Annotated in this window: 18 protein-coding genes; 5 read left to right on the top strand and 13 right to left on the bottom strand. The window is 68.9% G+C overall.

What is annotated here, in order from left to right; genetic code table 11:
* The first annotated feature begins 4 nt into the window (after positions 1-4).
* Complete coding sequence (locus CFB40_RS06150) at positions 5-3,313, top strand: efflux RND transporter permease subunit (protein WP_089424901.1); 3,309 nt, start codon at positions 5-7, stop codon at positions 3,311-3,313.
* 120 nt (positions 3,314-3,433) lie between these two features.
* Here CFB40_RS06150 and CFB40_RS06145 read toward each other — a convergent pair whose 3' ends face one another.
* From CFB40_RS06145 to CFB40_RS06125, 5 genes are all read right to left on the bottom strand, one after another.
* Positions 3,434-4,114 (bottom strand): helix-turn-helix domain-containing protein, encoded by a 681-nt coding sequence (locus CFB40_RS06145; RefSeq protein ID WP_256976560.1) that lies wholly within the window; start codon positions 4,112-4,114, stop codon positions 3,434-3,436.
* The gene (locus CFB40_RS06140) at positions 4,107-5,069 is read right to left on the bottom strand and encodes an AraC family transcriptional regulator (RefSeq protein ID WP_089424899.1); all 963 of its coding nucleotides are present in this window, start codon (positions 5,067-5,069) and stop codon (positions 4,107-4,109) included. The genes CFB40_RS06145 and CFB40_RS06140 overlap by 8 nt, the downstream gene beginning before the upstream one ends.
* Positions 5,070-5,100: 31 nt before the next feature.
* Positions 5,101-6,192: a porin gene (locus CFB40_RS06135; RefSeq protein WP_089430809.1), complete on the bottom strand. Its 1,092-nt coding sequence runs from the start codon at positions 6,190-6,192 to the stop codon at positions 5,101-5,103.
* Positions 6,193-6,280: 88 nt separating this feature from the next.
* A complete protein-coding gene (locus CFB40_RS06130) occupies positions 6,281-8,485 on the bottom strand; it encodes a xanthine dehydrogenase family protein molybdopterin-binding subunit (protein ID WP_089430808.1) in 2,205 nt (734 codons plus the stop codon).
* Entirely contained in the window at positions 8,469-8,909 is a 441-nt protein-coding gene (locus CFB40_RS06125) for a (2Fe-2S)-binding protein (protein ID WP_089424896.1), read from the bottom strand. Before CFB40_RS06125 ends, CFB40_RS06130 begins: the two co-directional genes overlap by 17 nt.
* A gap of 251 nt (positions 8,910-9,160) precedes the next feature.
* Between CFB40_RS06125 and CFB40_RS06120 the strand changes: the two genes are divergently transcribed.
* Positions 9,161-9,544: a VOC family protein gene (locus tag CFB40_RS06120; RefSeq protein ID WP_089430807.1), complete on the top strand. Its 384-nt coding sequence runs from the start codon at positions 9,161-9,163 to the stop codon at positions 9,542-9,544.
* 79 nt (positions 9,545-9,623) lie between these two features.
* Here CFB40_RS06120 and CFB40_RS06115 read toward each other — a convergent pair whose 3' ends face one another.
* On the bottom strand, positions 9,624-11,132 hold the full coding sequence (locus CFB40_RS06115; protein WP_089430806.1) for an NYN domain-containing protein: 1,509 nt from the start codon (positions 11,130-11,132) through the stop codon (positions 9,624-9,626).
* Between the two features lie 268 nt (positions 11,133-11,400).
* On the opposite strand from CFB40_RS06115, the gene CFB40_RS06110 reads away from it, so the two are divergent.
* Positions 11,401-12,030, top strand: coding sequence for an NAD(P)H-binding protein (locus CFB40_RS06110; RefSeq protein WP_089424893.1), 630 nt, complete (start codon positions 11,401-11,403; stop codon positions 12,028-12,030).
* A gap of 86 nt (positions 12,031-12,116) precedes the next feature.
* Here CFB40_RS06110 and CFB40_RS06105 read toward each other — a convergent pair whose 3' ends face one another.
* Complete coding sequence (locus tag CFB40_RS06105; RefSeq protein ID WP_089430805.1) at positions 12,117-12,668, bottom strand: peroxiredoxin; 552 nt, start codon at positions 12,666-12,668, stop codon at positions 12,117-12,119.
* A 279-nt stretch (positions 12,669-12,947) separates the two neighbouring features.
* Here CFB40_RS06105 and cdpA point away from each other — a divergent pair, with 279 nt between their 5' ends.
* A complete protein-coding gene (cdpA, locus tag CFB40_RS06100) occupies positions 12,948-14,690 on the top strand; it encodes a cyclic di-GMP phosphodiesterase CdpA (RefSeq protein WP_218829596.1) in 1,743 nt (580 codons plus the stop codon).
* A 27-nt stretch (positions 14,691-14,717) separates the two neighbouring features.
* Positions 14,718-16,217, top strand: coding sequence for an HDOD domain-containing protein (locus CFB40_RS06095; protein ID WP_089424890.1), 1,500 nt, complete (start codon positions 14,718-14,720; stop codon positions 16,215-16,217).
* A 139-nt stretch (positions 16,218-16,356) separates the two neighbouring features.
* Here the strand turns inward: CFB40_RS06095 and CFB40_RS06090 are convergent, their stop codons facing one another.
* The 6 genes from CFB40_RS06090 to aruF form a co-directional block, all read right to left on the bottom strand.
* The gene (locus tag CFB40_RS06090) at positions 16,357-17,151 is read right to left on the bottom strand and encodes an ABC transporter substrate-binding protein (protein WP_089430803.1); all 795 of its coding nucleotides are present in this window, start codon (positions 17,149-17,151) and stop codon (positions 16,357-16,359) included.
* 355 nt (positions 17,152-17,506) lie between these two features.
* Positions 17,507-18,562 (bottom strand): succinylglutamate desuccinylase, encoded by a 1,056-nt coding sequence (gene astE, locus CFB40_RS06080; protein WP_089430802.1) that lies wholly within the window; start codon positions 18,560-18,562, stop codon positions 17,507-17,509.
* Positions 18,546-19,886, bottom strand: a complete 1,341-nt coding sequence (gene astB / locus CFB40_RS06075) for an N-succinylarginine dihydrolase (RefSeq protein ID WP_089424888.1) — start codon at positions 19,884-19,886, stop codon at positions 18,546-18,548. Before astB ends, astE begins: the two co-directional genes overlap by 17 nt.
* A gap of 14 nt (positions 19,887-19,900) precedes the next feature.
* On the bottom strand, positions 19,901-21,364 hold the full coding sequence (astD, locus tag CFB40_RS06070; RefSeq protein WP_089430801.1) for a succinylglutamate-semialdehyde dehydrogenase: 1,464 nt from the start codon (positions 21,362-21,364) through the stop codon (positions 19,901-19,903).
* A gap of 7 nt (positions 21,365-21,371) precedes the next feature.
* Positions 21,372-22,403 carry an arginine N-succinyltransferase gene (gene astA, locus CFB40_RS06065; protein WP_089424886.1) on the bottom strand — a complete coding sequence of 344 codons (1,032 nt, stop codon included), beginning with the start codon at positions 22,401-22,403 and terminating at the stop codon, positions 21,372-21,374.
* The gene (aruF, locus tag CFB40_RS06060; protein WP_089430800.1) at positions 22,400-23,452 is read right to left on the bottom strand and encodes an arginine/ornithine succinyltransferase subunit alpha; all 1,053 of its coding nucleotides are present in this window, start codon (positions 23,450-23,452) and stop codon (positions 22,400-22,402) included. The genes astA and aruF overlap by 4 nt, the downstream gene beginning before the upstream one ends.
* Positions 23,453-23,454: the final 2 nt, after the last annotated feature.

The raw sequence follows: 23,454 nt of genomic DNA, 5'->3' as shown, positions 1-23,454 counted from the left end.
AGCAATGAACCTGTCACGCCCCTTCATCACCCGCCCCGTCGCGACGACGCTGCTCGCGATCGGCGTCGCGCTCGCGGGCCTGTTCGCGTTCGTCAAGCTGCCGGTGTCGCCGCTGCCGCAGGTCGACTTCCCGACGATCTCGGTGCAGGCGTCGCTACCCGGCGCGAGCCCGGAAACGGTCGCGACCAGCGTGACGAGCCCGCTCGAGCGGCATCTCGGCTCGATCGCCGACGTGTCCGAAATGACGTCGACGAGCACGGTCGGCAACGCGCGGATCATCCTGCAGTTCGGGCTGAACCGCGACATCGACGGCGCCGCGCGCGACGTGCAGGCCGCGATCAATGCGGCGCGCGCCGACCTGCCCGCCGCGCTGAAGAGCAACCCGACCTACCGCAAGGTCAACCCGGCCGATTCGCCGATCATGATCGTGTCGCTGACGTCGGAGACCTCGTCGCCCGCGAAGCTGTACGACTCCGCGTCGACGGTGCTGCAGCAGTCGCTGTCGCAGATCGACGGGATCGGCCAGGTGACGGTGAGCGGCTCCGCGAACCCGGCCGTGCGCGTCGAGCTCGAACCGCAGGCGCTGTTCCACTACGGGATCGGCCTCGAGGACGTGCGCGCGGCGCTGGCCTCCGCGAACGCCAACGCGCCGAAGGGCGCGATCGAGTTCGGCCCGCGGCACTACCAGCTCTATACGAACGACCAGGCATCCCAGGCGTCGCAATACCGCGACCTCGTCGTGGCCTACCGCAACGGCTCGGCCGTGCGGCTGTCCGACCTGTCGGACGTCGTCGATTCGGTCGAGGATCTCCGCAACCTCGGCCTGTCGAACGGCAAGCGCGCGGTGCTCGTGATCCTCTACCGCTCGCCCGGCGCGAACATCATCGACACGATCGACCGCGTGCGCGCGGCGCTGCCGCAGCTCACCGCGTCGCTGCCGGCCGACATCACCGTCACGCCCGTGCTCGACCGCTCGACCACGATTCGCGCGTCGCTGAAGGACACCGAGCACACGCTGCTGATCGCGGTCAGCCTCGTCGTGATGGTCGTGTTCCTGTTCCTGCGCAACTGGCGCGCCACGCTGATCCCGAGCGTCGCGGTGCCGATCTCGATCATCGGCACGTTCGGCGCGATGTACCTGCTCGGCTTCTCGATCGACAACCTGTCGCTGATGGCGCTGATCGTCGCGACCGGCTTCGTCGTCGACGATGCGATCGTCGTGCTCGAGAACATCTCGCGGCATATCGAGAACGGCAAGTCGCGCATGCAGGCCGCGTTCGACGGCGCGCGCGAGGTCGGCTTCACGGTGTTGTCGATGAGCATTTCGCTCGTCGCGGTGTTCCTGCCGATCCTGCTGATGGGCGGCATCGTCGGGCGACTGTTCCGCGAGTTCGCACTGACGCTGTCGCTCGCGATCGCCGTCTCGCTCGCGGTGTCGCTCACGGTCACGCCGATGATGTGCGCGCGCCTGCTGCCCGAGTCGCACGACCCGCAAAACGAAGGCCGCTTCGGGCGTTTCCTGGAACGTTGTTTCAGCCGCATGCAGCGCGGCTACGAGCGCTCGCTGTCGTGGGCGCTGCGCCGGCCGCTCCTGATCCTGCTGACCCTGTTCGCGACGATCGGGCTGAACGTCTACCTGTACATCGTCGTGCCGAAGGGTTTCTTCCCGCAGCAGGACACCGGGCTGATGATCGGCGGCATCCGGGCCGACCAGTCGACGTCGTTCCAGGCGATGAAGCTGAAATTCTCCGAGATGATGCGCATCGTGCAGAGCAACCCGAACGTGAAGAGCGTCGCGGGCTTCACCGGCGGCACGCAGACCAACTCGGGCTTCATGTTCGTCACGCTGAAGGATCGCACCGAGCGCAAGCTGTCCGCCGACCAGGTGATCCAGCAACTGCGCGTCCCGCTGTCGGATGTCGCCGGCGCAAGCACGTTCCTGCAGGCCGCGCAGGACATTCGCGTCGGGGGCCGGCAGAGCAACGCGCAGTACCAGTTCACGCTGCTCGGCGATTCGAGCGCCGACCTGTACAAGTGGGGGCCGATCCTGACCGAGGCGCTGCAGAAGCGCCCCGAGCTGACCGACGTGAACTCCGACCAGCAGCAAGGCGGCATGGAAGCGATGGTGACGATCGACCGGGCGACGGCCGCGCGGTTCGGCATCAAGCCCGCGCAGATCGACAATACGCTGTACGACGCATTCGGCCAGCGCCAGGTCTCGACGATCTACAACCCGCTGAACCAGTACCACGTGGTGATGGAAGTCGCGCCGAAGTACTGGCAGAGCCCCGAGATGCTGAACCAGGTGTGGATCAGCACGTCGGGCGGCAGCGCGAACGGCTCGCAGACCACCAACGCGGCGGCCGGCACCTACGTCGCGACCTCCGCCGGCACGTCGAGCGCCGGCACGGCCACGCAGAGCGCCGCGGCGATCGCGTCCGACTCCGCGCGCAACCAGGCGCTCAACTCGATCGCGGCGAGCGGCAAGTCGAGCGCGTCGTCGGGTGCGTCGGTATCGACGTCGAAGTCGACGATGATCCCGCTGTCGGCGATCGCGACGTTCGGGCCGAGCACGACGCCGCTGTCGGTCAACCACCAGGGGCTGTTCGTCGCGACGACGATCTCGTTCAACCTGCCGCCCGGCGTGTCGCTGTCGCAGGCGACGCAGGTGATCTACCAGACGATGGCGCAGGTCGGCGTCCCGCCGACCATCGTCGGCAGCTTCCAGGGCACCGCGCAGGCGTTCCAGCAGTCGATGAACGACCAGCCGATCCTGATCCTCGCGGCGCTGCTGGCCGTCTATATCGTGCTCGGGATCCTGTACGAGAGCTACATCCACCCGATCACGATCCTGTCGACGCTGCCGTCGGCCGGCGTCGGCGCGCTGCTCGCGCTGCTGCTGTTCAAGACCGAGTTCAGCATCATCGCGCTGATCGGCGTGATCCTGCTGATCGGGATCGTGAAGAAGAACGCGATCATGATGGTCGACTTCGCGATCGACCAGACGCGCAACAACCAGAAGTCGTCGTTCGACGCGATCCACGAGGCGTGCCTGCTGCGCTTCCGCCCGATCATGATGACGACGATGGCCGCGCTGCTCGGCGCGCTGCCGCTCGCGTTCGGCCACGGCGACGGCGCCGAGCTGCGCGCGCCGCTCGGGATCGCGATCGCCGGCGGGCTGATCGTGTCGCAGGTGCTGACGCTCTATACGACGCCGGTCGTCTACCTGTACATGGACCGCTTCCGCGTGTGGGCCGAGAAACGGCGCAACCGCCGCGGGAACAACGGCGGGCCGGCCGTCGCCGGGGAGTGATGAAGCGGCCCGCGGGCGGGACATGTCGTACCGCCCGCTCCGTTCGTCGGCCCGCGTCGCCGCGAACGTGGCGCGCGGCCGGCGCCCGCGCCGGTGGACCGCGACGACGGCCGATGGCGCTCAGCGGTGGGCGGCCTCGGCCGGATCGGCCAGCGCGTCCGACAGGCGCCGCGCCGCGTCGCCGATCATTTCCGGTATCTGCCGCCATCGCGCGTCGTCCGGCACATCGAGCGCGACGCCGATCGCGAGCGCACCGCCCGCAACCACCGGCGTCGCGACGATGCCGGCCGCCTGCCGGGACACGCCCTGCCGGCCCAACCGCCGGACGGGCTGGCCGTCGGGCTCGGCCGCATCGTTTTCGCCATCCACATCCGCCACCGCCCGCCCCGCGAACCGCGCGCCGACGCGCGTGATGAGGCAGGCGGCCCCGTCGGGCGCCGCCTGCGCGAGCACGACGACTTCCGCGCCATCCCGTCCGAGCAACTGCGCAGCGAGCCCGCTGCGCGCGCACAACGCGTCCAGCACCGGCTGCGCATGCGCGACTTCAGGCCGCGCGCCGAGATACGCGGCCGCGACCCGCGCGGCAGCCGGCCCGGGTCGATAGCGGCCGTGCGGATCGACAACGAGAAACGCGTACCGAACCAGCGTTCTCAGCAGCCGGGCGATCGAGTTGCGCGGCACGCCGAGCCGCGACGCGAGGTCCGCGGCGGTCGCGGACGACGACCCGGCCGCAACCGCTTCGAGAATCGCGAGCCCGCGCGCGAGCGCCGGCACCCGAGGGCGCGCTGCGCGGTCATCCATGTCGTGCAAGGTCATACAGGTCCCGTGCGTTGCGCGCATAGCGGCGCGGCGCCATCCCCGACCAGCGATGGAACGCGCGCGCGAACGCCTTCTCCGACGTGTAGCCGACCCGCTCGGCGATCTCGATCAGCCGCAGCTTGCCGTTCGCGAGCTCGCCGCTCGCCAGATACATCCGGTAGGCGGTCAGATGACCGATCGGTGTCTCGCCGACGAGTTCGGCGAAATGCGTGCAAAAGCGCGACCGCGACATGCCGGCCTCGGCCGCGAGGCTCGCGAGCTGCCAGTTGCGCCGCGGATCGCGATGCATCAGCGCCATCGCGCGGCCGATCTGCGGATCGGTGAGGCCACGCAGCCAGCCCGTGTGATTCGCCGACGATTGCAGATGCGCGCGCAGCAACTGCACGAACAGCACGTCGGCCAGGCGCGTCGCGGCGATCGCCCAGCCCGGCTGGCACGCCATCGATTCCTGGATGAAGCTCTGCAGCGTGCTCGCGAGCCACGGCGCGACGGCCGCATCGTTGGCGCGCACGTGAATCAGCGTCGGCAACACCGAGAACAGCGGACTGCGCACGATGTCGCGATACACGACGATCCCCGTATAGAGTTCGCTGGTCGCGCCACCGCCGCCCGCGGCAAACGCGAGCGGCGTGTCGAAGCGCGGCCGGATGCCCTTGTCGGCCATCAGCGTATCGAACGGCACGGGCGGCACGTCGAGCGACGACGCCATCACGTGCTCGTCGCCGTGCGGCAGCAGCACGAAGTCGCCCGGCTCGACGTGCACGGGCGCGGCGCCGGCGACCGACAGGAAGAACGGGCTGCCCGCGCAGGTGCGAAATGGCGCGCCCGCGACGGCCGGCTTGCGGATCGCCCACGGTGCGCTCAGTGTGAAGCGTCCCGTGACCACTGCACCGGCCCGCAGGTCGGTCAGCACGTCGCTGAGAAGATCGGTCGTCATCGTCGAAATCTCCGTGGAGCGCGCCGCCGCGTCAGAAGCGCTGCTGGATGCCCGCCATCGCACCGACCTGGTCGCGGCCGGTGCGGACCGTGCCGCCTGCTGCCACCGCCGACGTGCCGAGCGCGCTGTTCATCATGTAACCGACGGACGTATAGACCAGCGTGCGCTTCGACAGGCTGTAGTTGGCCCGCCCGACGAACAGGTTCGAGTCGTAGCGGCCACGCAGCAGATAGCGCACGGCCTGTGCGTCGAATGATAGCGCCGGCGTCGCGTAGACCGTGCCGCCCGCGAAAAAGAGGTCCGACTGGCCGTGGGCCGCGGCCGCCGTGTTGCGGCGGATCCAGCCCGCGCCGAGTTTCGCGATGCCGAACTTGACGTACGCATCGACGATCGTGCGCGTGTCGGTATAGCCGGGGTTCGACAGCGGCGCCGACGCGCCCGTGCCGCCGTGCATCACGTCGTACGAAGCGGCCATGCCGAACTGCGGCGCGTCGTACGCGACCATCATCGTGTATTGCCGGCAGGCAACGGGGTCGCCCGGCACGTTGCCCGCGCAGTTCGTGGCCGACGGGCCGGCCGGGCCCGCCGCATCGCGCCCGGTGCTGTACGTGCCGCCGAGCGTCACGCCGCCGACGTGGCCGAGATAGCCGATCGCGCTGTCGCTGCGCGCGTTCGGCAGATAGCTGTCGAAGCTCGCCATCGAATGAATCGACGGGCCGATCACGTCGGCGTTGAGCAGCACGAGCATCGACATGTTCATCTGCCGCCCGAGCGTGAGCGTGCCATACGGCGAATCGACGCCGACGTTCGCCTGTCGGCCGAACAGGCGGCCGCCGTAGTTCAGCGCGCCCGAGTTCAGCGCGAAGCCGTTTTCGAGCACGAAGAACGTGCGGAAGCCGCCGCCGAGATCCTCGACGCCGCGCAACCCGAAGCGCGACGGCACTTCGCCGGTCAGCGACGGCATGCCGGCGACCGCGCCACCGCCGGCTGCATGGTTGTAGTACTGCACGCCGGTGTCGACGATGCCGTACAGCGTCACGCTGCCCTGCGCCTGCGCGTCCGGCGATGCGGCGGCGGCGGCCGCGAACGAGATGGCCGTCGCGGCCGTGCGAAAGGTTTTCATCGAAGTCTCCAGACCAATCGTGTAGTTATGCTTTCTATCGACCGGCGACGCACTCGGCGCCGCCGGCCGGTGGGGGATATCGGGTCGTTCAGGTCGCGAGCGGCGTATCGAACGGCATCGCGCGCGGCCGCTCGCCGGTCGCGCGCCAGATCGCATCCGCCACCGCCGGTGCGACGGGCGGCAACGCGACCTCGCCGCAGCCTTGCGGATCGCGGTCGCTGTCGACGATCACCACTTCGATCTTTGGCATCGCGGCCAGGCCGAGCAGCGGATAGTCGGCGAAATTGCGCTGCACGACCGCGCCATGCTCGAACGTGATTTCGCTCCTGAACGTGTTGGTGAGCGCAAAGCCGACGCCGCCCTCGACCATCTCGCGAATCAGCAGCGGATTGATCGCGCGGCCGCAGTCGATCCCGCACACGATCCGTTCGAGCTTCACGTTGCCGCGCGTGACGCGCACCTCGGCAATCGCCGCGACGTACGTGCTGAATGCGCCGCCGCGCCCGGTGTACAGCGAATACGCGACCCCGCGCGACAGGCCGGCCGGCGCGCGGCCGAACCAGTTCGCGCGCGCGGCCGTCGCCTCGAGCACGCGCAACGCGAGCGCATCGTGCTTCAGCAACGCGCGCCGGTATTGCACCGGGTCGGCCCGCACCGTATGCGCGAGCTCGTTCACGAAGCTTTCGAGGAAGAACACGGTCGACGTGCTGCCGACGCTGCGCATGAAGCTGACCGGGATCGGCTGCATCACCGTGACCGAATCGACCAGCAGGTTCGGCACGTCGTAGCAAAGGTCGTACAGGCCGTCGAGCATCGTCTCGTCCCAGCCGCCCGCCTTGTTGTAGCGGTCGCGCTTGATTGCCGCATACAGCGAATGACCGGCGACGCGCGCATGCAGCGCGACCGGCAGGCCGTCGCGGCCGAGCGCCGCGCGAAACCGCGCGGACGCGCACGGCCGGTAGAAACCGTGACGGATATCGTCCTCGCGCGAGCGGATCACCTTCACGGGCCGCCCGACCGCCTTCGACGCGACGGCCGCATGCACGACGAAATCCGGCACGTACTTGCGGCCGAAGCTGCCGCCGAGAAACGTCGTGTTGACGATCACGCGCTCGGCCGGCACGCCGAACAGCGCCGACAGCGTCCAGCGCACCTTGTCCTGCCCCTGGATCGGCCCCCAGACCTCGATCTCGCCGGCTCGCACGTGCACGGTCGCGTTGACGGGCTCCATCGTCGCGTGAACGATGTACGGCGTGTGGTAGTCGGCCTCGACGACGCTGCCGGACTCGGCAAGATGGCGCCCGGGCTCGCCGATCTGCGTCGCGACCACCGCGTGCTCCGCCTGCAGCGCGCCCTTGCGCTGCGCGAGGATCGTCGCACTGTCGAATGCCGGCGTCGGGCCCGCGTCCCACACGATGTCCGCCGCATCGCACGCCTTCTTCGCCTGCCAATAGGTCTGCGCGACGACGATCACCGCGTCCTTCGCGAGCACGACGTCCGTCACGCCCGCCATGGCGCGCAGCGCGTCGCGGTTCTTCACGGCGGTCGGCTTGCCGTTCAGCGTGGGCGCCATCGTCAGCGCGCCGACCAGCATGTCGGGCACCTGCACGTCGATGCCGAAGATCGCGCTGCCGTCGACCTTCGCGGGCACGTCGAGCTTGTGCAGCGGACGGCCGATCAGCGTGTACGCGGAGGCCGGTTTCAGGCGCGGCTGCAGATCGTGCGGCAGCCTGGCCGCATCGTCGACGAGCACGCCGTACGACAGCGAACGACCACTCGGCGGATGGACGACGCGGCCGTCGCGCGTCACGCACTGCGTGTCGCGCACGCCGAGCAGCGCGGCGCCGGCCCGCAGGAACGCCGAGCGCGCCTGCGCACCTGCGATCCGCAAGCGCGTGTAGAACATCGTCGCCGACATCGACGCGCCGACGAATTGCTGCGGCGCCTCGTTCGCGGCATCGATCCGGTACGCATCGCGCCCCGTGACGAACTCGACCGTCACGCTGCGCCAGTCCGCATCCATCTCGTCAGCCAGCACCTGCGGCAGCCCGGTATAGACGCCCTGCCCGACTTCCGCCTGCGACAGCCCGATGATCGTCCTGCCGTCCGTATCGACGCGCACCCAGTCGTTGATCTCGCGAAAGCGCGCACCGTCGCCGTCCGCCTGAACGACGTCGCCGAACGCCAGGGGCAGCAGCAGGCTGCCCGCCAGCGCGACGCCGCCCTTCAGGAACACGCGCCGCGCCACGTTCGGCACCGGCTGTACCCGCACCGCGTCAGCCGGCCGCGACATGGATCGCCTCGCGAATGCGTTGATAGGTCGCGCAGCGGCACAGGTTCGTGACGGCCGCGTCGATCTGCGCGTCGGTCGGCTTGCGGTGGCGCACGAGCAGCGCGGCCGTCGCCATCACCATCCCCGACTGGCAATAGCCGCATTGCGGCACGTCCTTCTCGATCCACGCGCGCTGCACCGGATGCGAGCGATCGTGCGACAGCCCCTCGATCGTCGTGACCGCGCGGCCCGCGACGCTCGCCGCCGGCAGCACGCACGCACGCGCGGCTTCGCCGTCGAGGTGCACGGTGCAGGCGCCGCACGCGCCGATGCCACAGCCGTACTTGGTGCCCGTCAGTCTGGCCGAGTCGCGAATGACCCACAGGAGCGGCGTATCGGGATCGCCGTCGAAATCGAACGGCTGGCCGTTCAGCATGAAGCGCATCGTCTGTCTCCCTGTTGCGCATCGCCCGTTCGTCATCCGGCGGATGACGGCGATGGCCTGACAGGAATTCTTGGCGGCGCAAAAAGCGGCGCCAATGACCTTTGCTCCCGAAAAAGTAGCCGTTCGTCCAGATCGTTTCAGTCGACGAATGGCGCGTGCCGCCCGGCTCGCCGCAGCCCCGGCTTGCGGACGGGCCGCAATCGGCTATCGTGTGTCCATGCCCACCGCCGTCCCCTTCCCGGGAACCCGCCATGAACGTCCAGCTCAACCACACGATCGTCTGGTGCCGCGACAAGCGCGCGTCGAGCCGCTTCCTCACCGAGCTGCTGGAATTGCCGCCGCCGACCCCGTTCGGCGCGATGCTGGTCGTCCCGCTCGGCAACGGGGTGTCGCTCGATTTTTATGAACAATCGGGAGAGATCGCGTCGCAGCATTACGCGTTCCTGCTCGACGAAGCAGGCTTCGATCGCGTGCTCGCGCGCATTCGCGAGCGCGGGCTGCCGCACTGGGCCGATCCGGCGAAGCGGCAACCCGATGACATCTACCGCCACAACGGCGGCCGAGGCGTGTACTTCGACGATCCGGACGGCCACTTCCTCGAAGTGATGACGCAGCCTTATGCGCTGAACGGCTAGTTCGACGGGCCGGCATTGCACCGGCCGGCCCCGTGGCGCGGCTGCCGCCCCGCTCGGGACGGCATCCGGCCGATCGGTGTTACTCGGCAGCGTCCGCCGCCGTCTTGCGCGGACGACGCGCGCGCGGTGCGGCCTTGCGGGCCGGCTTCTTCGGCTTGGCAGCGGCCGGCGCTTGCGCAACCGCGTCGGCATGGGCTTCAGCCGGCGCCGCGTCGTGCGATGGCTGCGCAGCGGCACGCTCGCCGCCGGCATCGCCTGCCGCCGGCCCGGCGTGCGTCATCGTGACATGCTGCTCGTCGACCTGCGCCGCGTCGCGATGCGCGTCGTCGGCATGCTTGCCGTGCGCGTGCCTGTCGTCGCCGTGCATCGGCGCGCCATGCCCGGCAGCGTCCGGCTTCCCGGCTGCCTGACGGCCTGCGCTCTTCGCGGCGGCGCCCTTCTTCGCGCCGGCCTTCTTCGCCGCGGTCTTGCGCGCGCGCTTGCGGCCATCCTTCGCATCGCCATGCGCATCGGCCACTTCGGCCACTCCGGCCGTTTCCGCCGGCGACATCAGCGGTGCCGCCTCGGCCGCCTCGGCGACCTCGGCCACTTCCGTCTCGTCCGCGTCGACCTGCACGCTTTCGTGCATGACCGCTTCCGCCCGCTGCCCGCGACGTTGCGCATTGCGCCCGGCCCGCGCCGGCTCGGCCGCACGCGTGCCGTGGTGCGCGCCGCCGTGCCCGCCGCCTTCACCGCCCGCTGTGACATGCTCCACAGCCGCCGACTGGCGTGCCCGCGACACGAACGCGCCCGACTTGTCGTCACGCCCCACTTCGAGCAGGCCGCGCGCCTGCGCCTCGTCGAGCAGGTTGCCGAACGCGCGGAATCCGTAGTACGACTCGTTGAAATCCGGCTTGCGACGCTTGATCGCGCTCTTGAGCACCGACGCCCAGATCTTGCCGACGTCGTCCCGCTCCGACGCGAGCGCGTCGAACGTCTCGACCGCCAGCGCGATCGCCTCGGCCTTGCGCGCGTCCATGTCGTGCTTGCGCGACGACGGCTCGTCCGGCCGCTTCGCGCCGCCGTTGCCCGCACGCTGCTGCTGTTCGCGCTTCGCGAGCGCGCGCTGCTGCTCGCGCACCAGGTCGTCGTAGAAGATGAATTCGTCGCAGTTCGCGACCAGCAGGTCCGACGTCGATTTCTTCACGCCGACGCCGATCACCTTCTTCGCGTTCTCGCGCAGCTTCGACACCAGCGGCGAGAAATCCGAGTCGCCGCTGATGATCACGAACGTATCGACGTGCGACTTCGTGTAGCAGAGGTCGAGCGCATCGACGACGAGCCGGATGTCGGCCGAGTTCTTGCCCGACTGGCGCACGTGCGGAATCTCGATCAGCTCGAAGCTCGCCTCGTGCATCGACGCCTTGAAGCCCTTGTAGCGATCCCAGTCGCAATAGGCCTTCTTCACGACGATGCTGCCCTTCAGCAGCAGGCGCTCCAGCACGGGCTTGATGTCGAACTTCTCGTACTTCGCGTCGCGCACGCCGAGCGCGACGTTCTCGAAGTCGCAGAACACGGCCATGCTGACGTTGTCCAGGGGTATTGCCATGTGTACTCCAACCAGTGGGCCGATGCGTTGTATGACGTAACGGCGAAAAATGCATCGCGCACATGATAGCCGGTCGGCGCGTCATTCCCGCATCCGTGTGAATGAATGGCCGCCGGGATGTCGCTCCCGGTACGCCCGCTGCCGGTATGCCCGATGCCGGTATGCCCCTTAATACACACCCGCCGCATCGGCAAATCGACATTACACTTGAGTTATCGGTCGTCCGTCCCTATCTGGGAGGATGACGCATCGAGCAAGGAGCGGTTTCATGACGACGAAGGTACTGCTGATTGGCGCGACCGGTCGAACGGGCCAGGCCTGCGCGGATCTGCTGCTCAAGCAGCCGGAGTTCGAGGTCACGGCGCTCGTGCGCCGGCACGGCTATGCGCTGGCGGGCGCACGGGTGGTCGAAGCCGACCTGAAGAACGATTTCTCGCACGCATTCCAGGGCATCTCGCACGTGATCTACGCGGCCGGCTCGGCCGAATCGGAGGGCGCGGCCGAAGAGGAGCAGGTCGACCGCGACGCGGTCGCCCGCGCCGCCGAATACGCGCTGGCTTACAACGCGCAGAAGCTGGTGGTGATCAGCTCGCTGTCCGCGTACCGGCCCGAGCTCGGCCCGGACGCGCTGCGCCACTATTCGCAGATGAAGCGCGAAGGCGACGATCGCGTGATCGCGTCGGGCGTCGACTACGCGATCCTGCGCCCCGGCCCGCTCACGGACGATCCGGGTGTCGGCAAGATCGCGCTCACCGACGCATGGTTCGATGGCGCCCCACCCGTGTCGCGCCAGGATGTCGCCTGGGCCGCGATCGAGGCGATCAAGCTGGGCATCTCGCGCAAGATCGTCGGCTTCGTCGGCGGCAGCGTGCCGATCGAGCAGGCATTGCGCGCCTAGCGGCCCCTCGCGCCGCCGCCCGGGCGGCGCGTTGCTCCGTACCGGCGGCCCGCAGGACGGGCCGCTTTGCCGTGCGGGCCGCCCGATTACTGCTTCGGATGCGCGTCAGCCCACGCCTTCACGGCGGCGAGCGTGTTCTCGACGTGCTTGTCGGGCGACATGCTCGTGTATTCGTAGAGCACCTTCCCTTCCGGCGAAATCACGTAGGACACGCGGTTCGCCTTGTCGATCGCCGGCAGCTTCGCATCATATTCCCGGATGATCTTCGCATCCGGATCGGCCGCGACCGGGAACTTGCTCCGGCACTCGCTCACCGAGAACTTCGTCAGCGTGTCGATCTTGTCGGCCGAAACGCCGATCACCGTCGCACCGTAAGCCTTGTAACGGTCGACCGCGTCCGCGAACGCGTGCGCCTCGATCGTGCAGCCCTTCGTGAACGCGGCCGGATAGAAATACAGCACGACCGGCCCCTGCTTCAGCGCGTCCGCGAGCGAGTACGTGTAAGTCTTGCCGCCCAGCGACGCCTGCGTCGTGAAATCGGGCGCCGCGGCACCCGGCTTCAATTCCGCCTGCGCCATCAGCGCATGGCCGGCCACCAGCGCCGCCACGGCGGCGCCCAGCAACAGTTTTCGCTTCATCTGCGTCCTCATTTCTTATAAAGTCAGCCTCGATGTAGGCCCCGCCTGCGTTCGCCTGTCGAACACCCGCGTGGCCGATCCGGTCCAGCGGCAACGCCATCCGCGACCGGTCCGTTAAAGATTCCGCACAGTCTGCCGTTATTCCTTCCGGACAACCGGTTCCAGCCCTTCACGTCAGCGAGAAACATGGAAGCCAACAGGAAACAGACGTCACGCAAGGGCTCCTGGCGCAGCGCCTTGCATACGCTGCGCCGCTTCGCCTGGTCGGGCGGCGCGCTGATGCCCGCGCGCGCCGGTACGCCGCGACGCGACGACTCCGTGCGCAACTGGCTGGAACAGACGGTCGGCACGGTGGATTTCCTCGCCCATGTCGACCGCGAACTGCGCTTTCTGTACGTGTCCGACGCGAGCCTGCGCTTCATCGGCTACCACCGCGACTACCTGCACACGCTGACGTTGCGCGACCTGATCGCCGAACAGGATACCGCGGCGCTCGAAGGCCTGCTTGCACGCGCCGCGCGTTCCGGCCAGGTCGAGAAGGCGACGATGTGCATCGTCAAGTCGCTCACCTACCCGCTGGACGTCGAGATCCGCGCGTTCAAGAGCCGTCACCACGGCGTCGACGGGTTCGCGATCGCGGCGTTCGACGTGTCGTCGTGGCGCGCGCTCGAGGCGCGCCTGACTTACGAGATGCACCACGACCCAATGACGGGGCTCGACAACCTGTCCGCGCTCGTGCCCGCGCTGATGCGCGCGCAGCAGGCCGCCGACGGGGACGGCTCCTGCGCGGCGCTGCTGCTGCTCGACCTCGACGACTACCAGCGGATCAACCGCGCGCTCGGCTACGACGCGGGCGACACGCTGCTGCGCGAGACCGCGCAGCGGCTGAAGGCACTCGTCACGCCGAACGAGCAGCTCGCGCGCGTCGCGAGCGACAAGTTCGCGGTCGTGCTCGGCGCGCCGAACCGCACGCAGGCGAGCAATGCGGCGGACGCACTCGCACGCCGGCTGCAGGCCGCGGTGCGCGAGCCCTACGTGTACCAGGGGCAGACCGTGCACCTGTCCGCGAGCATCGGCATCGCGCTCTACCCTGACGAGCGCTCGGCGCCGCACCGCGCGCAGCACCACAGCCCGCTGCTGCGCCGCGCCGACCACGCGCTCGCGCAGGCGAAGGCGTCGGGCGGCAATGCGCTCGCGTTCCACGCCCCCGTCGACGATCCGGCCGACGCCGAACGGCTGAAGCTCGAGGCCGACCTGTACGACGGCGTGCGCAACGGCGAGTTTTCGCTCCATTTCCAGCCGATCACGCGCAGCCAGTCGGGCGCGGTGGTCGGGGTCGAGGCGCTGATCCGCTGGCGCCATCCGGTGCACGGCCTCGTGCCGCCGGCGACCTTCATTCCGCTCGCCGAATCGATCGGCCTGATCAACTATCTCGGCAACTGGGTGCTCAAGGCCGCGTGCATGCAGCTCGTCGCCTGGGACCGTCAGGGGCTCGCGCTGCAGTACGTGGCGGTCAACGTGTCGCCGCAGCAGTTCCGCGACCCGCGCTTCACGCAAAGCGTGCGCGAGGCGATCGCGCTGACGGGCATCGACCCGCGCCGCATCGTGCTCGAAATCACCGAAAGCCTGCTGATGCACGATCCCGCGCAGGCCAAGGGGCTGCTCGAGGAGCTGACCGATCTCGGCATCCGCTTCGCGATCGACGATTTCGGCACCGGCTATTCGAGCCTCGCGTACCTGCAGCGCTTCCCGCTCGCGAAGCTGAAGATCGACCGCAGTTTCGTCGAGAACCTGCTGACCTCGCGCAACGACCGCGCGATCGTGTCGGCGGTGGTCGGCCTCGCGCAGACGCTCGATCTCGAACTCGTCGCCGAAGGCGTCGAGACCGAGGCGCAGCGCGAATTGCTGACGGAGATGGGCTGCAACCATATCCAGGGCTGGCTCGTCTGCCAGGCGCTGCCGTCCGAGGAGCTCGCGCGGCGCTTCGAGGCGCAGCAGCTGCACCTGCACGCCGCCGCCTGACGCGCGCGGCGAACCGGACAGATCCGAATGTCAATCACCGAACACCTGCCCCGCACCGCATTGCTCGACAAGCTGTGGGCCCGGATGAACGAACGGGGCGATTTCCCGCTGCTGTCGGAATCGCTGCGCGCGACGATGGCCGCGATGAAGAACGACGACCTCGACTTCACCGCGCTCGTGCGCGTCGTGCTGTCGGACTTCGCGCTCACGCAGAAAGTGCTGCGGCTCGCGAACTCCGCGATGTACATGGCGTTCGGCGGCAACATCACGACCGTGACCCGCGCCCTGATGGTGCTCGGCATGGACGCCGTCGGCCACCTCGTCGTCGGGCTCAAGCTCGTCGACCATTTCCACCACAGTACGCCGCGGCGCATCGACGCGAAGCTCGAGCTGAACCGGGCGCTGCTGTCCGGCTGCGTCGCACGCAAGCTCACCGAGCGCGCCGAGCTGCGCGCGGGCGAGGAAGCCGTCGTCTGCACGCTGATGCGCCAGGTCGGCAAGCTGCTCGTGGTCTGCTATCTCGACAGCGAATGGGACCGGATCCGCCGTCGCGCGGCCGAGCTGAACGGCGACGAAGCGGCCGCCTGCATCGACGTGCTCGGCGTCGGCTTCGACGAGATCGGGCTCGAGGCCGCCGCGCGCTGGCGCTTGCCCGACGTGATCCGCGCGGGGATGGCCGATCGTGACCACGTGGTCCATGCCGACGCGTTCGGCAACGACGATGACGATCACGACGCGGGCCGTGCGACCGATGACGGCCCGGCCGACCGCGTCCGCTGGCTGCGCGCGATCAGCCGCTGCTCGACCGACGTCGCGGGCGCGCTGGTGATGCCCGCGAGCCCGCAGCGCGACGCGCGCATCGCGGCGCTCGCGCAGCACTACGGTGCGGAGCTCGACATGGAATCCGACGCGCTCGTCGAGATCGCCGAGCGGCTCGCGCGCGAGGAAGCGAGCGACACCGTGATGCGCGAGATCGTCGAGCTGCGCGCGAACGCCGATGCGATCGCGCGCGCGCAGGCCGCGCCCGAGGCGTGCCTCGAAGCCGGCCTCGCGGACCTGCGTGCGCTGCCGTCCGAGCACGTGCTGACGCCGGTGCTCGCGCTCGCGTCGGAAAGCCTGCTGGCCGGCCTCGCGTTCACGCGCACCGTGATGTTCGTGCGCCACGACGACGGCATGTTCGCCGCGCGCCTCGGCTTCGGCCCCGGCGTCGACACGACGCTCGACCGGCTGCGCTTCGACGAGCGCTTCGAGCCGGACGTGTTTCATCTCGCGATCTCGAACTCGGTCGGCATCTTCATCGAGCAGGCGCAGGAGCCGAAGATGCTCAAGCGCCTGCCCGCGTGGTATCTCGACGCATTCGACGACACGCGCGCGTTCGTGCTGCTGCCGGTGCGCGTCGGCACGACGACCGTCGCGCTGCTGTACGGCGACTGGGCCGGCGCGCAGCCCGCGCGCAAGATCACGCAGCAGGAGATGGCCGTGCTCAACGAGCTGGCGCGCGAACTGGGCCGGTTCTTTCCGGCCTGACGCCACCGCTGGCCGCTGCCGCGCGGGTTCCCGTCCGCGGTTTCCCGTCGTCCGCGGTTTTTCGTCATTTCCCGCCCCCAAAAACAAACCGGCCGCATCAGCGGCCGGTTTGCTTGCATCGTGCGATCGAGCGCAGCGCTTACTTGAGCGTCACGGGCACGCTGAAGTACTTCTTCGCGAGGTTGTCGATCGTGCCGTCGGTCTTCAGTTCCTTCAGCGCCTGATCGAGCGCGGTCTTCAGCGCCGCGTCGTTCTTGCGCAGGCCGAAGCCGACGCCCGAGCCGAGGATCTCGGCGTCGCTCACGGTACCGCCCGCGAACGCGAAGCCCTGGCCTTGCGGCTTCGTCAGGAAGCCCTTCGAGCCGGCTTCCGCGTCCTGGAACGTCGCGTCGAGACGGCCCGACTTCAGGTCGGCGTAGGCCAGGTCCTGCGTCTGGTACGGCACGACTTCGACGCCGGCCGGCGCCCACTTCTTCTTCGCGTACGCTTCCTGGATCGTGCCCTGCAGCACGCCCACGCGCTTGCCCTTCAGCGATTGCGGGGTCGGCAGCAGGCCGCTGCCCTGCTTCGCGATCAGCTGGTTCGGGATCGTGTAGATCGCATCGGTGAACGCGATCGCGTGCTTGCGCTGGTCGGTGATCGTCATGTCCGAGTTGATCGCGTCGAACTTGCGCGCCTGCAGCGCCGGGATCAGGCCGTCGAAGTCGTTCTCGACCCACACGCACTTCGTCTTCAGCTTCGCGCACACCGCGTTGCCGATATCGATGTCGAAGCCGGTCAGCTTGCCGTCGGGCGTCTTGTATTCGAACGGCGCGTACGAGGCTTCGACGCCGAAACGGATCTCTTTCAGATCCGCTGCCATCGCGCTGCCTGCCGCCACGGCCGATGCCGCCACCACCGCATGCGCGGCCACTTTACGCCAATCCAACTTCATCAGGTGTTCTCCTCGATACTCGAATGTTCCGGAACTACGGGCGCATGCATCATTGCAGGGTCGGATGACCACGGCAATGCTGCCGCCGCGCCGTGATGCGGCGCAACAGCCGCAAGGCCGCGATTGTACCAATCCGCGCGGCCCGATATGGCAAAGCAGCCGCCGGCACGTGATGCTGCGCTGCGGGCGCCGACGTCAGCCGGGCGGCCCGTCGAACTTGCAAGACGATGTCGCAAATACGCAAGCGCGACCCGCGGGCCTTCTGCGCAGCGGGTGGGCATTATCTCGAAACAGGAATGGTGGCCGGGCGATGCGCGGGCCGCGGGTCACCGCGGCCACGCGCAGTCGGGCACCGTCAGACGAGCGCGGCGACCGTCTCGCGGGTCGTATCGACGACGAGCAGGCCCGCGCGCAACCCCGGCTTCACCGACGGATTCGGAAACACGATGCGCTCTTCGTCGTGCGTCACCGTGTAGCGGTAATCGCCGTCCTGCGCGAGCACCGTGCCGCGTGCGAACGCGGTGAAATTCGCGACGTCGGCCGCGACGAACAGCTCGAGCGCGTCGCTCTGCTTCGTGATCTGGTCGATCACCGTGAAGACGCGCGGCAACGGCGCGTCGGCCTCGCAAGCGGCGCCCGACACGAGCTTGCGCACCGCGCGGTCGGCCGGCGCGAAGCGCGCCAGGTCGTTCTGGCCGAACGGGCGCACCTTGCCGAGTTCCAGCGTGCACGCGAGCGCACCGCAATGCTCGGCCGTGAAATGCGAATACGTGTTGCCCTTCGCGGTATGCAGCAGCACGGCCGCGATCCGCGCGTCGCCGAGCCATTCGAACATCGTGCGTGTCGGCGGCATGCCCGTGTGCGGCAGCAGCGCGAACTGCTCGAACACCGACGCGCGGATCGCCGTGTGCATGTCGATGTGCCAGCGCGCGGCGCCGGCCGGCGCGGCCGCGAAGAATGCAGCGGCGGCCGCTTCGAGCTGCGCGGCGCGCGGTGCTTCGCGGCTGTCGGGCACCTGCGCGTGACGGCCGCTGAACAGGCGGTTCAGGTCGTCGTCGAGATAGCGTTCGCCGGCGCGCATCGCCGGCACGTTGCCGAGCACGACGAGCAGCCGGCACGCGAGCGGCAGCGCGCCCGATGCGAGATCGCGCACGAGCATCGACAGCAGCTCGATCGGCGCCGTCTCGTCACCGTGCACGCCGGCCGACACGAGCACGCTCGCGCGCGCCGCGCCGGCGGCCTCGGCCGCCACCGGTTCGAGCGCGAGCAGCCCGTCGCCGCGCCATTGCCAGCGCACGGCGCCGGCCGCGCAGGTGCCGTCCGTCGCGGACGGTGCGCCGCCGGTCAGCGTGAACGCGAGGAAGTCGTCGAGCAGCGCGCCGGCCATGCGGGAATCAGCGCTGGAAGTCATACAGCGAACCGACGCGCAGGATCTGCGTGAGCTCGTCGAGCGCGGTGCGCGATTCGTCGAGCAGCGCCGGATCGGCGAGGTCTTCCGGTGCGAGGCGGTCGCGATAGTGCCGGTCGATCCACGTGTCGAGCGACGCGAACAGCGTGTCGTTGATCCACACGTTCGACGTGACGGCCGCGCGCTCCGCTTCGTTCAGCACGACGCGCAGGCGCAGGCACGCTGGGCCGCCGCCGTTCTTCATGCTTTCGCGCAGGTCGAACACGAGCACGTCGTGAATCGGGCCGTTGCCGGCCGCGAGTTCGTCGAGATAGGCCGCGACGTTGCCGTTCTCGCGGCATTCCTGCGGCACGACGAGCACCTGCGAGCCGTCCGCGCGCGACAGCAGCTGGCTGTTGAACAGGTACGACGTCACCGCGTCGTTCACGCTCACGGCGGCCTCGGGCACCTCGATCACGTTCAGGCGCGCCCCGCGTGCGTCGAGCGCGGCGGTCAGCGTGTCGTAGATCGCCTGCTTGTTGACGAACGCGCGCTCGTGCGTGAACAGTGTGTCGCGGTTGCCGACCGAGATCACGTCGTTGTGGAACACGCCCGCGTCGATCACGTCCGGATCCTGCTGCGCATAGACCGTCGCTTCTTCGTCGAGGCCGTGGCGATGCGCGACCGCGCGGCTCGCCTCGAAGGTCTGGCGCGCCGGGAAGCGCTTCGGCTCGGGGCCGCGGCGGTACTCCGCGCGGCCGTACACGAAGAACTCGATGCCCGGCTTGCCGTATTCGGCGCAAAAGCGCGTGTGGTTCGCCGCGCCTTCGTCGCCGAGTGCCGGCGTGCCGGTCAGCGCTTCATGCACCGCGAAATGCGCGGGATCGGCGAACAGCGTCGACAGCGTGCGGCGCGTCGCTTCGTGCTCGATCGCGCGATGCAGCTTGCTGCACAGGTTCGCCGGCGTGAAGTGCACGCGGCCGTCGCTCGTATCGGCCGACGGGCTGACGGTGGCTGCGTTCGCGGTCCACATCGCCGATGCCGAGCTCGCCGCGGCGAGCAGTTCGGGCGCCTGCTTCGCGGCCTTCGCGATCACGTCCGCGTCCTTGCCGGAGAAGCCGAGCTCGCGCAGCAGGCGCAGCGACGGCCGCTCCTGCGGCGGCAGCACGCCTTGCGCGAAGCCGAGATCCGCGAGCTGCTTCATCTTGCGCAGCCCTTGCTTCGCGGCGGCTTTCGGATTCGCGGCCGACTTTTCGTTGTTGAGCGACGCCACGTTGCCGAACGACAGCCCGGCGTAGTTGTGGGTCGGGCCGACGAGCCCGTCGAAATTGGCTTCTTGTGCGTTCATCGTCGTTCCCTCGATCAGAAATGCAGGCCCGGCGACAGGCTCGCGGGCAAGGTCAGTTGCGTGCTTTCCACCGACGCCATCGGATACGCGCAATAGTCGGCCGCGTAGTACGCGCTCGGACGATGGTTGCCCGAGCGGCCGGTGCCGCCGAACGGCGCGGCAGACGACGCGCCGTTGGTCGGCCGGTTCCAGTTGACGATCCCGGCGCGGATCGTGCGGCGGAAGTGTTCCCACACCTTCGCGTCGTCGGAGAGCAGGCCGGCGGACAGGCCGAACGCCGTGTCGTTCGCGCGCTCGATCGCTTCGTCGAACGTTGCGTAGCGCACGATCTGCGCGAGCGGGCCGAAATGTTCTTCGTCGGGCAGGTTCGCGACACCCGTCACGTCGACGATCGCCGCGTTCACGAAGCCGAGGCGCGGATCGCGCTGCGTCATCGCGATGATCGGCTTCGCGCCCTGCTCGACCAGGCGCGACTGTGCATCGACGAGCTTCGCCGCTGCGCGTGCCGAGATCACCGCGCCCATGAACGGCTGCGGATCGGCGTCGAACACGTCGGCCGTGATCTTCGACGTCACGTCGGCGAAACGCGCGAGGAAGCGGTCGCCGAACGCGCCCTGCGGCACGAAGATGCGGCGCGCGCACGTGCAGCGCTGGCCGGCCGACAGGAACGCCGACTGGATCGTGTGATGGACGGCCGCGTCGATATCTTCGACTTCGCCGATCACGAGCGGGTTGTTGCCGCCCATCTCGAGCGCGAGCACGATTTCCGGACGGCCGCCGAACTGCTTGTGCAGCAGCGTGCCGGTATCCGAGCTGCCGGTGAAGAACAGCCCGTCGATCTGCCGATGGTTCGCGAGCGCGATGCCGGTGTCCTTCTCGCCCTGCACGAGGTTCAGCACGCCGTCCGGCAGGCCGGCGTCCTTCCACACCTCGACCGTCGCACGCGCGACGCCCGGTGCGAGCTCCGACGGCTTGAACACGACCGCATTGCCGGCGATCAGCGCGGGCACGATATGGCCGTTCGGCAAGTGGCCGGGGAAGTTGTACGGGCCGAACACCGCGACGACACCGTGCGGGCGATGGCGCAGCACCGCGACGCCGTCAGCCATGTCCTGGCGCTTCTCGCCGGTGCGTTCCTGATAGGCCTGGATCGAGATGCCGACCTTCGCGGCCATCGACGCGACTTCCGTGCGTGCTTCCCACAGCGGCTTGCCCGTCTCGCGGCCGATCGCGGTCGCGATCGCTTCCTTGCGTTCGTTGAGCAGCGCGGCGAAACGCTTGACGATCGCGCAGCGCGATTCGAAGTCGAGCGCCGACCAGCCGGCGAAGGCACGGCGCGCGCTTGCGACCGCACGATCGACGTCGGCTGCCGACGCGCTTTCACCTTGCCACGCGATCTCGTCGGTGCCGGGGTTGCGCGAAGCGAACACGGGGCCCGAGCCTGCGACCCAGGCGCCGTCGATGAAGAGTTCCGTCATGATTCGTTTATCCCTGTTTGACTTTGAGCGGCAGCACGCGCACCGGATCGCCGGCCTTCACGTCGAGCGCGACGGCATCGTCGGCCGACAGCACGAACGAGCCGTTCGCGACCACGCCCGGCGCGACGCCGACGCGGAAGTCGGTGAGCGACGTGTTCGACACGAGCGACTTCGGGGCGTCTTCCCGCGCATCCGGCACACCGATCGCGACCGGCACGACGACGCTCTCGCGCACCGTGCGCAGGTCGTTGACGTGGCATTCGAGCACGGGGCCCGCGTCGAAGATGTCGACGTGATTCTGGTAACGCAGCCCTTCCGCCTCGAGCATCTTGCGGGCCGGCAGCGTATCGCGGTGCGTGAGGCCGACCGCGTCCTGCGCGTCCTGCGGCAGCAGGTCGACGTACACCGGATAGCGCGGCATCAGTTCCGCGAGGAACGACTTGCGGCCGTGCGAGCTGAGATAGTCGGCCGCATTGAAATCGATCTGGTAGAAGTGCGAACCGACTGCGCGCCAGAACGGCGACGTGCCGTCGTCGTCGAAGTGGCCGCGCAGTTCCGCGCAGATGCGTTCCGGAAAGCGCTCGCGGAACTGCGCGATGAACATGAAGCGCGAGCGCGACAGCAGCCCGCCCACGCCGCCCGTGCGATAGCGCGGGCTCAGGAACAGCGAGCACACTTCCGCGTAACCGGTCAGGTCGTGCGAGATGTTCAGCGCGGACATCCGCGTCCACACGCCGAGCTCCTGGCTCGCGTGCACGACCGTGCTCACGCGGTAGTTGTAAAACGGCTGTTCGAGGCCGACCTGCGTCTCGATCCCGCACACGCCCGCGATGTCGCCCGTCTTCGACTCTTCCATCACGAAGAAGTAGCCGGCCTCGCCGGCCGCCGCCTCGCCCGCGAGCGTGCGGCGCGTGCGCTCGATGCGCGCGGCGAGCGCGTCGCGATCGGGCTTGAACGTGGTCAGGCCCGGCCCGGTTTCCTTCGCGAGCGACACGAGCGCGTCGACGTCGCCCGTTTGTACGACCCGAACGACGATCATGCTGCGTCTCCCTTCAAATCTTCATCGTCGCGGCGGTGCAGCGGCACGCAGCGCACGACATCGCCATCCTTCACATCGAGCGCCGCGCGCACGTCGCCGGCCAGCGGCGCGTCATCCGTCTCGCCCGGCAGCTCGGCCAGCACGCAGCGGAACGATTCGCCGCTGCCCGTCGACACCATGTAGGCGACATCGCCCTGCTGGTGCGCGGCCTCGCGCACGGTGCGCTCGGCGCCGTGCTTCACGCACGCGGTGCGGTCGACTTGCGCGGTCAGCACCGGGCCCGCGTCGAAGATGTCGACGAAGCGGTCGGGCTCGAAGCCTTCCTCGAGATGGATGTCATAGGCGAGCAGCGCCGACTCGTTCGGCTCGCCGAGCACGCGCTGCGCGGCTTCCGGCAGCAGCGGCACGTAGAGCGGATATGCCGGCATCACTTCGGCGATGAAGGTGCGGCTGCGGCCGCCCGACGCGATGTCGACGTCGGCGAAGTCGCGGCCGAAGAACTTGCGGCCCACCGCTTCCCAGAACGGCGATGCGCCGGTGCCGTCGCTCACGCCGAGCAGCAGCGTGAACACTTCCGGCGTGAAGCGGCGGCGGTTCGCGGCGATGTACATCATCCGCGCACGCGAGATCAGGTGCGCGGCCGCGTCGCCGCGCAGCGACGGATCGACGTAGAAGCCCGCCAGCCGGCTCTTGCCGGTCAGCTCGTGCGACATCGTGAGCGCGTGGATCTTGCGGTTCACGTGCAGCTCGCGCGACGCGTGGATCAAGGCGTCGTTGCGGAACGCGTAGAACGGTTCCGAGTAGCCGGCCGCGGCCACGATGCTCGCCGTGCCGAGCAGCTTGCCGGTCGACGAATCCTCGAGCACGAAGAGGTAGAACTCCTCGCCGGCGAAGTCGACGTCCGCGCGAAACGAATCCTCGGAGAGCGCCACACGCGCTTCGAGCGCCGCGCGGTCGTGCGGCAGCGAGTGCAGGACCGGCTGCGCGGTGCGCGCCATGTGCGCGAGCGCATCGAGATCCGTGAGTTTGCCGGGGCGAACAAATAGCATCG

The organism is Burkholderia sp. AU31652 (assembly GCF_002223155.1).
GTDB lineage: Bacteria > Pseudomonadota > Gammaproteobacteria > Burkholderiales > Burkholderiaceae > Burkholderia.
The sequence above is the reverse complement of the archived record's forward strand: the minus strand, read 5'-3'. Positions and strand labels throughout refer to the sequence as shown.

Bases quoted from the DNA above. Each gene is read 5' to 3' on its own strand.
- CFB40_RS06150 (WP_089424901.1), top strand. From the start codon at position 5: ATGAACCTGTCACGCCCCTTCATCACCCGCCCCGTCGCGACGACGCTG.
- CFB40_RS06145 (WP_256976560.1), bottom strand. From the start codon at position 4,114: ATGGATGACCGCGCAGCGCGCCCTCGGGTGCCGGCGCTCGCGCGCGGG.
- CFB40_RS06140 (WP_089424899.1), bottom strand. From the start codon at position 5,069: ATGACGACCGATCTTCTCAGCGACGTGCTGACCGACCTGCGGGCCGGT.
- CFB40_RS06135 (WP_089430809.1), bottom strand. From the start codon at position 6,192: ATGAAAACCTTTCGCACGGCCGCGACGGCCATCTCGTTCGCGGCCGCC.
- CFB40_RS06130 (WP_089430808.1), bottom strand. From the start codon at position 8,485: ATGTCGCGGCCGGCTGACGCGGTGCGGGTACAGCCGGTGCCGAACGTG.
- CFB40_RS06125 (WP_089424896.1), bottom strand. From the start codon at position 8,909: ATGCGCTTCATGCTGAACGGCCAGCCGTTCGATTTCGACGGCGATCCC.
- CFB40_RS06120 (WP_089430807.1), top strand. From the start codon at position 9,161: ATGAACGTCCAGCTCAACCACACGATCGTCTGGTGCCGCGACAAGCGC.
- CFB40_RS06115 (WP_089430806.1), bottom strand. From the start codon at position 11,132: ATGGCAATACCCCTGGACAACGTCAGCATGGCCGTGTTCTGCGACTTC.
- CFB40_RS06110 (WP_089424893.1), top strand. From the start codon at position 11,401: ATGACGACGAAGGTACTGCTGATTGGCGCGACCGGTCGAACGGGCCAG.
- CFB40_RS06105 (WP_089430805.1), bottom strand. From the start codon at position 12,668: ATGAAGCGAAAACTGTTGCTGGGCGCCGCCGTGGCGGCGCTGGTGGCC.
- cdpA (WP_218829596.1), top strand. From the start codon at position 12,948: ATGCCCGCGCGCGCCGGTACGCCGCGACGCGACGACTCCGTGCGCAAC.
- CFB40_RS06095 (WP_089424890.1), top strand. From the start codon at position 14,718: ATGTCAATCACCGAACACCTGCCCCGCACCGCATTGCTCGACAAGCTG.
- CFB40_RS06090 (WP_089430803.1), bottom strand. From the start codon at position 17,151: ATGAAGTTGGATTGGCGTAAAGTGGCCGCGCATGCGGTGGTGGCGGCA.
- astE (WP_089430802.1), bottom strand. From the start codon at position 18,562: ATGACTTCCAGCGCTGATTCCCGCATGGCCGGCGCGCTGCTCGACGAC.
- astB (WP_089424888.1), bottom strand. From the start codon at position 19,886: ATGAACGCACAAGAAGCCAATTTCGACGGGCTCGTCGGCCCGACCCAC.
- astD (WP_089430801.1), bottom strand. From the start codon at position 21,364: ATGACGGAACTCTTCATCGACGGCGCCTGGGTCGCAGGCTCGGGCCCC.
- astA (WP_089424886.1), bottom strand. From the start codon at position 22,403: ATGATCGTCGTTCGGGTCGTACAAACGGGCGACGTCGACGCGCTCGTG.
- aruF (WP_089430800.1), bottom strand. From the start codon at position 23,452: ATGCTATTTGTTCGCCCCGGCAAACTCACGGATCTCGATGCGCTCGCG.